This window comes from Nitrospinota bacterium (genome assembly GCA_029881495.1).
In the GTDB taxonomy this organism is placed as follows: Bacteria; Nitrospinota_A; UBA7883; order JACRGQ01; family JACRGQ01; genus JAOUMJ01.
The window spans coordinates 122,284-130,547 of sequence record JAOUMJ010000004.1; the positions used below are offsets into that span (position 1 = coordinate 122,284).

Below are 8,264 nucleotides of genomic sequence, written 5' to 3' on the forward strand. Positions count from 1 at the left end.
ATTTCTAGCTTGAATTTGCTTATCTTTTATCAGGAGAATTAAATGGGCCGAATAAATTATTTGTTTACATCTGAGTCGGTAACCGAGGGGCATCCAGATAAGGTATCCGACCAGATTTCGGATGCAGTGTTGGATGCGATTCTTTCCCAGGATCCGATGTCCAGGGTTGCCTGCGAGACACTAGTTACCACTGGCCTTGTCATGTTGGCCGGTGAGATCGCGACCAAGGCACAGGTTAATTTCCATGAGGTTGTTAGAAACACCGTTAAGGAAATAGGGTATACCGATTCCAAGCTCGGCTTTGATTATGAGTCATGCTCTATACTTAACGCGCTCCATGAACAGAGCGCCGATATTGCCATGGGTGTTGTGAAGGAGAATCCCGAGGAACAGGGGGCGGGCGACCAGGGGCTTATGTTCGGGTATGCGACGAATGAAACCGCGGAGTTCATGCCGCTTCCGATCCTTCTGGCGCATAAACTTACCGCAAGGCTCGCAGAAGTGCGGAAGAATGGAACGCTCCCGTGGGTCAGGCCGGACGGCAAGTCGCAGGTAACTGTCGATTACCAGAACAAGGAAGCAAAATTCATCGACTCGGTTGTTATTTCCACACAGCATGATCCGAATGTAGACAATAAGACTATTCGAAATGAGATCATCGAGAAGGTAATTAAGCCGGTGATACCTAAAAATCTCCTCGACGAGAAGAAAATAAAATATCATATCAATCCTACGGGCAAATTCGTTATCGGCGGACCTCACGGCGATGCCGGTCTGACGGGGCGCAAAATAATAGTCGACACATACGGCGGAAGCGGTTCTCACGGCGGCGGCGCTTTCTCCGGCAAGGATCCAAGCAAGGTAGACCGCTCGGCTTCATATATGGCCCGCTACATAGCAAAAAACCTCGTGGCATCAGGTGTTGTGGACAGGTGCGAAGTGCAGCTTTCATACGCGATAGGGGTGGCGGAGCCTACCTCTATTCTTGTGGACGGATTTGGCACCAGGAAGATTGACCAGGAGAAGATAGTTGCCATCATCAAGGATATCTTCGACCTTCGTCCGTCGGGGATTATCAAAACACTTGATCTTCGAAGGCCGATTTACCGGAAAACAGCTGCGTATGGACATTTCGGAAGAGAGCTTCCGGAATTTTCATGGGAAAAAACAGACAAAGCCGCGGCTATTAAAAAGGCCGCAGGGATATAGGAACAGAAGGACAGATTTTTCTGCCGCCCCGTATCAAATACGGGGCGGTTTTTTATTTGAGTTAATGCTTCTTTTCAGACGATAAATCTTTTTACCTTGGGGATAAAATCCTCCGGTATCACCGGTTTGGCAATGAAATCGTTCGCCCCGAGTTCAAGAACCATTTTCCTGATATCCGTCTTATCCCCGTTATGGTTGTCGTCGGAGGAGAGCGCCGAGTTCACTATCACTGGAATGTCCCTGAAATCGTTGTTTTGTCGGATTGTCTTGATAACTTCGAGTCCGTCCATCCCTGGCATTTGAATATCGGTGATGATGAGCATGGGGGTCACTTCGTTCATTATTTTTAGCACTTCCTTGCCTGTAGAGGCTTCCATGATATCGGCGTCGGTAATTTTTTTCAGTTGCTCGATGACCATTCTCCTCTGCACGTCCTGATCGTCAGCGACGATGATGACCTCTTTGATTACGGGGAATTCGATATGAAAAATGGTTCCCTTAGGAGAGTTTGGCTTGACATAAATCGTCCCATTGTGGGCTTTCATTATATCCATGCAGTATGGAAGACCGAGGCCGGTCCCCTTTTCGCCGGATGTTCCAAAGGTTGTAGTTTTAATTTCATGCTTGAAAAGGTCGTCAATGATTGTCTTGTCAAGACCGATCCCTGTGTCACTTACGGCGATTGATGAATGATTCCCGTTCGGCCTGTAGATGGAGATCACATCGCCTGCCGAACAAAATTTGACCGCATTGGAAACCAGGTTCTGAATCACTTCGCCTGTCAGGTCCGAATCCAGCAGAAGGCGCATGTCGGAGGGTATTTCGTTCACGATGACGATTTTCTTTTCCTTGGCGGCATAGAGCAGGTGATCCACGTGCATGGAGACCAAAAGCTTCATGTCGGTATATTTTTTATTCAGCTTTATTTTGCCTGACTGCAGTCTGCCGATATCCAAAAGTTGGTCAACCATCTTTAAAAGGCTTTTGCTGGTATTCTTGACCCTCGAAACAATTTCCGTCCTTTGTTTGTCATCAATTTTGGAGGCCATATTGCTCTCGAAAATATCGAGCATCCCCATGATGCCTGCAAGAGGGGAGCGAAGGTCGTGAGAGACAAGAGAAACGAATTTATCCTTTACGATGGTGGCGTTTTCGGCAATTTCCTTTGCTTTCTCAAGTTCGATATTTGCGATTCTTAATTCCGAAGTTCTTTCCAGAACTTTAATCTCCAACTCTTCCTTTGATTTCAGTAGGGCGTCCTTGAGCATCCGGTCCCTTTTTTCGATCTCTATCTCCGCGTTTTTTATTTCGGTGATATCGAGTATTACGCCGTTCCAGAGAGGTTCGCCTGTCGGGAGGAAATGGGGAATTGATTTACCGTGAAACCATTTAATGTTTCCATCCGGCATCACATATCTGAAAAGGTGTTCCCATACGTTCATGGTGCTTGCGGATGTTTCTATGGATTTCAGGAAAGGTTCATGGTCCTCCTTGTAAATGTTTTTAAAGAAGAGGTTGGGATCATTTTGAATGTCTGCCGCATTGAAGCCTACAAGCTCCGCTGACAGCGATGAAACGAACGGGAAAGTGAAACTCCCGTCATTCCTTATCATAAACTGGTATACGACGCCGGGTATGTTCATGGAGGTTTTAAGGTATTTGGACTGAGCCTCTTCCTTCTCTTCGCGCATTATGTTGATCTTGTCCGCAAGCGCCAGTGAAAGCAGGACAACTTCAACCACTGACCCCACCATGTAGGCATACTGCGTGTACACATTTACCCCTATAAGGCCGATGTTCATCAGGCCGAATATAGTCAGTCCTAAAAGGAAGAATGACCAAGCGATTACATAGAAACGTGCGGGCCGGTATCCGCGCGACCAGACCACAACACCAGCTCCGAGAAGCAGGAAAACAACAATGAGCATGATGTTCAGTATTTGGGCCATTAACATCGGATTTACTATGAAAGGAGCTATCAGTAAAATCAGCGAAAGCTTGCAGAAAAAAGCCATGTATTTGTCAAGAATGGGGACATGGACAGGCGAATTAAGGAATTTCCGGCTGAAGTTGATACCGAACAGAAGGGAGAATGATGTGAATACAAATATGCTATTAATGTTCCACGCGGGACTGTCCGGCCAGAGATATTGAAACGCAAAGCCGTGGTTGGAAAGCTGGGTCAGCCACATTCCCAAAAGGTAAAGGACATAATAGAGATAGACCGTTTCCCTTATGGACAAGTAGAGGAAAAAGTTATACGACATCATTACCAGAAGAATTCCGAAATATAAACCGTAGTACCAGTATTTTGTTTCAGTCGCCTGTTCAAAAAGATCGTGAGACCATGCCTTGGCGAGTACCAGGATCGTGATGTCGGATGCTATTCTCAGATAGTAGGTACGGGTAGAGCCGGGCGGCGTATCGAGGTGAAAACTAAAACCGTTATAGCTGGTATTTCTGGACGAAAAACCGTTTGTGTTTCCGGTTATGAAAGATTGAAGGATTTTCCCGTTTTCAGTTTCATGCAAATCAAGATAGTCGACAAGCGGATAGTCCCACTCAAATACCCAATTAATATTCTCATCCTGTATATTGTTTACTGAGAATTTCAGCCAAAAAACCGAGCGTGAAAATCCGAAATTTGCGCTGTCCCGGTCAAGGCGGGAGAATTCGCCGTCGCTTTTTTTCAGTATCTCCTCTATCGTAAAGGCGCCTGTCGGATCTTCCAACACGTCAAGATAGCGCCCTATCCAAATCCCGTCCATGGAGTCGGAGAGGATGTATGGGTTCTGATTTGTATTTGCCAGGGCTTGAGAGCCGAATAGACAGAAAAGCATGGGAATCCACAAAAGGGATTGTCTATGGTTCAAGGTTATCTCCTCCTACGGCAACTCTCAGCCCGACCCTGACAGACCGTATAACTTTGCACAATTGTCTTTCGGTTATTGTTGCGAGAGGCATGCGAAGTGTTTTTGAAAGATATTTTCCTCTCACTCAATATTCAGAGTTGCTCAACGCATGAATTTTAGCATGACAAGGGGGGATTTGGGGGAAAAGTTGTTTGAAATGTTGCGAATTCAACGATTCGTACAAGTTTTCGTTTTTGGGAACGTGAACTGTAAATGGCAAAACGGCCCCTGCCGTTATGAGATATATTTTAATGATTCAAATTTAGAGTGAGCAAAGAAATCAACCTGATTGGCCGTTCCGAGGGAGTTCCAGAAAAAATGTGCTTCCGGCGTCTACTTTAGATTCTACCCAAAGCCTCCCCTTGTGCGCTTTTAGAATATCAAATGAGTAGGGGAGTCCGAATCCTGTGCCTGGCTCTCCGTTTGTGCCCGGTTTGCTGGTGGTCACTTCATGTCTAAACAGGTCTTCCAAATGGTTTGGGTTTATACCGATCCCTGTATCGCTAACTGCCAGAACATAGGGGTTATTTTCCGGCTGAAAGATCGTTACGGTATCCCCCGCGTTGCAGAATTTGATGGCGTTGGACAAAAGGTTTTGGAGAACCTGCGCCAGGAGATCCGGGTCGGCCTGGAGAAATGTTTTTTCCTTAAGATCGTTTATTAATTTGATCTTCTTGCTGTCCGCCATGTATGAAAGATGTCCGATCGCCTGTGCCGACAGGAGGTAGGCGTCTACCATTCTCAAATTCAGCTTAACTGTGCCTGACTGAAGCCGGTTGATATCGAGCAGCCTGTTTATCATTTCAAGTAGCCTGTCCGACATATCGACTATACGCTTTATAATTTCATCTTTTTTGTCCGGCGAAATGTTTTTGCCCAATAAAAGTTTTGCGAGGCCCAAAATCCCTGCCAGCGGTGTCCTTAGATCGTGAGATACCAGAGACACATACTGATCCTTCAGCTTGGTCGCGGATTCGGCGGAGTCTTTTGCTATTTGGAGTTCGTCAATGGTTTCATCAAGTTCCATTATCAGTTTTTGCTTCTCTTCGTCAGTTTTTTTGGTGGATGTGATATCTCTAAGTATGCAGGTGAAGCCGAGGATGTTCCCCTTTTCGTCATAAATATTCGATCCATTTGCGGTGTGCCATTTCCATGTCCCGTCAAGATGTCTTAAGCGCAACTCCATATGGGTAACTTTTTGCTTGTTTATTTTGCTTTGTCGAAGCATCAAATTGTTTATATCGATGTCATCAGGATGGAGGAAGGAGTTGAGTGTTTTTCCAGTTACGTTTGAGAGGTCGTGTCCAAGTATCTCCTTCCAGTTTGGCGATGAGTAAAGGATCTCGCCGTCAGTGGAGAGGGAGAGGATGATATCGTTGGCATTCTCGACTATCTGGCGGTATTTTTCTTCGCTCTCCCGCAAGGCGTGCTCGACGCGCTTCCTTTCATCGATCTCTTCCTTTAGATTTTCATTTGCGAAAAAGGAAGATAATGTAACCCCGTTGATCAACCATCCCGTGTAGAGCATTAGTGAGAGGAAAATAAAGCTCATTAAACCGATGATCACATGAATCTGATCCCCAAGTGTTATCGATTTAATGCAGAACGGAACGGCAAGAGGGATGTTGTATAAGAGTATCCCTGAAAAAATGGCGGATTGGGTGCCGACGTTTCCCGAAATTATCCCGGCAAGCACAAGAGCGAGCAACATCTGGTGCGGAAGTGATTGCTCGGGGAAGAGGTATATTCCTGCGGCTCCCCAGATTACGCCCGAGAAGGTGGCGCCGACCAGATGAATTTTGAGCCATTTGTGGTGATCTATTGTGTCGCGTTCTATTTTAAAAAAACTGTATATCAGTTTTATCCGGACAATATAAACCAGGTAGAGAAATACGAGCCATATCGAAATCGTTGTGTGAGAAGTTACCGGCCATTGCACAAAAGCAAGTATTGCGGCAATTATCACCCCTACGTAATAGGATGCTTTTCCGGTCGAAAAGACCGTTTTCAGCTGTTCGTAAAGTATCCTGTCGTTCTTTTCCATTCAATTCTCGTTCATATTGTTTTGAAGGTTTTTAAAGTATCACTGTCAAAATCACATTAAACAGTCTATACGATTGCGAAAAGATAGTCTCAAAGAAGTTACTGTGGCACGCAGTGTTACATGTTACCTGGTTATAGAGCATGGCTGGCCCTGGGAATTATCAGTAATTCCCAGGGCCGGGCCAGGAAAAAAAGCGTTATCGAGGAGCCTGTTCTTGACTCCAGAGGTTTCCTAATACCTGTAATGCTCAGGCTTATACGGTCCTTCAACCGGAACGCCGAGATATTTGGCCTGCTCCTTCGAAAGCGTGTCCAGTTCAACGCCAAGTTTTCCAAGATGAAGCATAGCTACCATCTCGTCGAGTTTCTTCGGAAGAACATAGACCTTGTTTTCGTATTTGTCATGGTGTTCCCAAAGCTCCATTTGAGCGAGAACCTGATTGGTAAACGAGTTTGACATAACGAAGGATGGATGGCCTGTTGCGCATCCGAGGTTTACAAGACGTCCCTCAGCCAGGATGATTATCTCCTTCCCGTTCGGGTAGCGATAGATATCAACCTGCGGCTTTACTTCGATCTTTTCGATATCTTTTCTGTTGTTCAGATATGAGATATCTATTTCAAGATCGAAATGGCCGATGTTGCAGACAATCGCCTTGTCCTTCATGGCATCAAGATGCTTGCCGACGATGACGTCCCTGCATCCGGTTGTAGTAACAAAGATGTCGCCATACGGAGCTACGCTGTCCATTTTCCTCACTTCATACCCTTCCATTGCAGCCTGCAGGGCGCAGATAGGGTCGATCTCTGTCACAATAACTCGCGCGCCAAGCCCTTTCATCGCGTCGGCGGAACCTTTGCCGACGTCGCCGTACCCGGCGATCACGACTACCTTGCCGGCCACCATGATATCGGTAGCGCGCTTGATGCCGTCCGCAAGCGATTCCCTGCAGCCATACTTGTTGTCGAATTTGGATTTTGTAACCGAATCGTTAACGTTTATGGCCGGAATCGGGAGTTTCCCCTCTTCCATCCTTTTGTAAAGGATATGGACGCCGGTGGTTGTCTCTTCGGAGATACCTTTAACCCCTTTTGCGATTTCAGGGTGTTTATCGAGGACTATCGCTGTAAGGTCGCCGCCGTCGTCAAGGATCATATTTAGCGGTCTGGTTTCATCGCCGAAATAGAGCGTCTGGTCGATGCACCATTCGTACTCTTCCTCCGACATCCCTTTCCAGGCGAAGACAGGAATGCCGGCTTTCGCGACAGCCGCCGCGGCGTGATCCTGTGTAGAAAAAATATTGCAGGACGACCACCTTACCTCTGCTCCAAGCTCTGTAAGAGTTTCGATGAGAACGGCGGTCTGAATTGTCATATGAAGACATCCGGCGATCCGAGCCCCCTTGAGAGGTTTTGATTTGCCGTACTGCTCGCGAAGAGCCATCAGGCCCGGCATTTCGGATTCGGCAAGTCTTATTTCTTTTCTCCCCCACTCGGCGAGGGTTATATCTTTAACCTTGTAGTCGGCTGATGCCGTCGTAGCATTTCCCATAAGTGTTTCCTTTAGCAAATCAGGTTATTGTAGGTAGTTAATTGCAATTCCGGCATTTTTAAATGCCGATTCTGCTTTAAAAAGTGAGGTAATTATAATCCTGTGCGGGGGATAACGCAAATTCAATCAGAAAAAAAATAGGCAAAATACGGATTTTTTACGGTTTTTAAAAATAGGCAACTCTTAATTCCTTGACAGGAACGCCCCCGGTAAACAGAATAGATGTTTTGCACCATGTTATGCCCCGGTTGGCATTTGATGTATCGGGATGTTTTGAAAGGATACCGTAATGAAAAAGTTTATTGTTGTGATGCTGTTCGTACTTTCAGCATGCCAGGATCATCACTTCGTACCGTTTGAAAAAGCTGACGGGAAGGAATTTCCGGTAACTGTCGGCGCATCTTCCATGGCTCCGGGGGGGGAGAAACCCGCTTTCGACCATTCAGGCGTGCAGGCGCAAAAGCAGGTAATGACGCAGGGATACCAGAAGGAGCAGGAGCCCGGCCAGATAATCGCTCAAGGGATTCTTGAGCTTGGGCCAACGCTGG

At 46.4% G+C, this 8,264-nt stretch carries 5 protein-coding genes; 2 read left to right on the forward strand and 3 right to left on the reverse strand.

Features of this window, described 5'->3' with window-relative positions; all coding sequences use genetic code 11:
- Nucleotides 1–42: 42 nt before the first annotated feature.
- Nucleotides 43–1,209 (forward strand): methionine adenosyltransferase, encoded by a 1,167-nt coding sequence (metK, locus tag OEY64_02955; GenBank protein MDH5541904.1) that lies wholly within the window; start codon nucleotides 43–45, stop codon nucleotides 1,207–1,209.
- Nucleotides 1,210–1,283: 74 nt separating this feature from the next.
- On the opposite strand, the gene OEY64_02960 is transcribed toward metK, so the two are convergent.
- From OEY64_02960 to ahcY, 3 genes are all read right to left on the reverse strand, one after another.
- Nucleotides 1,284–4,049, reverse strand: a complete 2,766-nt coding sequence (locus OEY64_02960; GenBank protein ID MDH5541905.1) for a response regulator — start codon at nucleotides 4,047–4,049, stop codon at nucleotides 1,284–1,286.
- Between the two features lie 352 nt (nucleotides 4,050–4,401).
- Nucleotides 4,402–6,165 (reverse strand): PAS domain S-box protein, encoded by a 1,764-nt coding sequence (locus tag OEY64_02965; protein ID MDH5541906.1) that lies wholly within the window; start codon nucleotides 6,163–6,165, stop codon nucleotides 4,402–4,404.
- A gap of 231 nt (nucleotides 6,166–6,396) precedes the next feature.
- Nucleotides 6,397–7,716: an adenosylhomocysteinase gene (ahcY, locus tag OEY64_02970; protein MDH5541907.1), complete on the reverse strand. Its 1,320-nt coding sequence runs from the start codon at nucleotides 7,714–7,716 to the stop codon at nucleotides 6,397–6,399.
- Between the two features lie 289 nt (nucleotides 7,717–8,005).
- Between ahcY and OEY64_02975 the strand changes: the two genes are divergently transcribed.
- Nucleotides 8,006–8,264, forward strand: a 259-nt coding sequence (locus tag OEY64_02975; protein ID MDH5541908.1) for a hypothetical protein, incomplete at its 3' end; no start/stop codon positions are given.

Bases quoted from the DNA above. Each gene is read 5' to 3' on its own strand.
- metK (MDH5541904.1), top strand. From the start codon at position 43: ATGGGCCGAATAAATTATTTGTTTACATCTGAGTCGGTAACCGAGGGG.
- OEY64_02960 (MDH5541905.1), bottom strand. From the start codon at position 4,049: ATGCTTTTCTGTCTATTCGGCTCTCAAGCCCTGGCAAATACAAATCAG.
- OEY64_02965 (MDH5541906.1), bottom strand. From the start codon at position 6,165: ATGGAAAAGAACGACAGGATACTTTACGAACAGCTGAAAACGGTCTTT.
- ahcY (MDH5541907.1), bottom strand. From the start codon at position 7,716: ATGGGAAATGCTACGACGGCATCAGCCGACTACAAGGTTAAAGATATA.